This is a genomic window from Streptococcus sp. HMSC10E12 (assembly GCF_001807855.1).
Lineage (GTDB): Bacteria > Bacillota > Bacilli > Lactobacillales > Streptococcaceae > Streptococcus > Streptococcus salivarius.
The window spans coordinates 1-1760 of record NZ_KV791108.1 but is presented as its reverse complement, the minus strand read 5'-3'; the positions used below and the strand labels follow the sequence as shown (position 1 = coordinate 1760).

1 protein-coding gene is annotated in these 1760 nt (G+C 56.5%); it reads right to left on the bottom strand.

The genetic code is table 11. The features are described 5' to 3' along the window. Positions 1 to 111: 111 nt before the first annotated feature. A protein-coding gene (locus HMPREF3112_RS11120; protein WP_085991147.1) for an IS3-like element ISPsy31 family transposase occupies positions 112 to 1691 on the bottom strand; the annotation gives its coding sequence in 2 pieces (ribosomal slippage) (positions 112 to 1202 and positions 1202 to 1691; 1581 coding nt in all). Between the last annotated feature and the right edge of the window lie 69 nt (positions 1692 to 1760).

Here is a 1760-nt window from a genome sequence, read left to right as displayed (position 1 = left end):
GGGCACATTCAGAGTCTGGCTCAGCATTTGTTTGAACGTGCACCGCTGCATTAATAGTGATACGGGCGCGTATGCTCTATGGGCAAGATAGTTGTCGCGTCAACCGTCTAACTATGCTGCTTTTTTCTCAACGTTTTGCTCTCGATCCGGGTTTAACAGCACGGTGCCGATCGGTTCCCAGTTGCGTGTCTCCCTCGACCACCGCTCTGGCCTTTTCTCTCTGGCTTGCTCGTACAGCTCATGTCGCCTGGCCAGGATCTGATGGTCCAGCCCTCGATGCCGCTCAGTCGGTGTCACGAAACGTATCCGGCTGTGCCGATGATCATTGTTGTACCAACGCATGAAATCCCTCACCCAGAGGCGTGCCGCGTCAAGGCTGGCAAACCCGTCCTGCGGCCATTGCGGGCAGTATTTCAGTGTCCTGAACAGCGACTCCGAGTAAGGATTGTCGTTGCTGACACGCGGTCGCCCACGCGACGGGGTGATGCCCAGTTCATACATCTTGCTTAACAACGTCACCGATTTCATCGGCGCACCGTTGTCCGAGTGCAGCACCAGCGGCTCGTGCAAACACTGCTCGCCTATCACGCTGCGTTGCAGCAGGGCGGCGGCTTTCTCGCCGCTTTCCATCTCGTAAACTTCCCAGCCAACGGCCTTGCGGCTGTAAATATCCTCGATCAAATAGAGGTAATAATACTTGCCCCTTATCGGTGACGGCAGGTACGTAATGTCCCACGACCACACCTGATTCGGCGCTTTGGCTGCATGTGTCGTCGGTGCCGCATATCGTCTGGGACGCTGACTGCGCCCTCGACGCTGTTGTTGACCTGCGGCCCGCAAGACGCGATAAAACGTGGCCTCCGACGCCAGATAACACCCTTGATCGGCCAGCCGTGGCACGATCTGGCTGGGCGGCAGGTGAGCGTACTCAGGGCTGTTGCACAGTGTGATAATAGCTTGGCGCTCAACGTCGCTCAGTGCATTGGACGGAGTCGGCCGCGTGACCGTTGTGCGGGCATCAGCCTTGAAAACGTCTGTCTGCGTCCATCGCTGCAAGGTACGCAATGACAGGTCGATTTCCTGGCAGGCCCTTGCTTTTCGGGCTCCCTCTGCAACAGCGGTATTTAGCCAGTCAATCAGTAACAGGCGCTCAGGCAAGGACGTCAGTTGTCCTCGTCGACGGTCCCCCAGTAGTCGTTGAGCTTTTTTCGCAGCACCAACAACGCCGCGGTTTCAGCGAGCGCCTTGTCTTTGCGGCGCAGTTCGCGCTCAAGTTCCTGTATGCGTTTCTTGTCTTTGCGAGATTGCTCACGGTCTTCTTTTTGCTGGGTCTTTTCCGGCTTCTGGCCCGTGATGAACGAGTGTCGCCACGCGTTGATCTGCTCGGGATAAAGGCCTTTGCGGCGACAATACTCGCTCAGGTCGATCTCGGATAAACCGGCGGCTTCGAGCACAACAGCAAACCTGGCTTCGGCTGACCATTTTTCGGTCAGGGGAGTATTTTCAGACACTTCGTTTCCTTCATAACTGAGCTGCTTGCGCCAGTTGGACAAAGACATTTCACTGACCCCTTCGCGGCGGGAAACCTCGGCCATCGACAGGTTCAGCGGGGGGAGCAGCATCTTGAGTAATGCAGCTCTGCGTTCAGGCGAATAGTACGGCACGATCAGTCTCTTTCCGCCCCCGGTCATGCTTTTTTAGGAAAAACCGGAGAGGCGACAACTATCCTGACACCGGGGGTTATCTCGTACCGGTTCAAG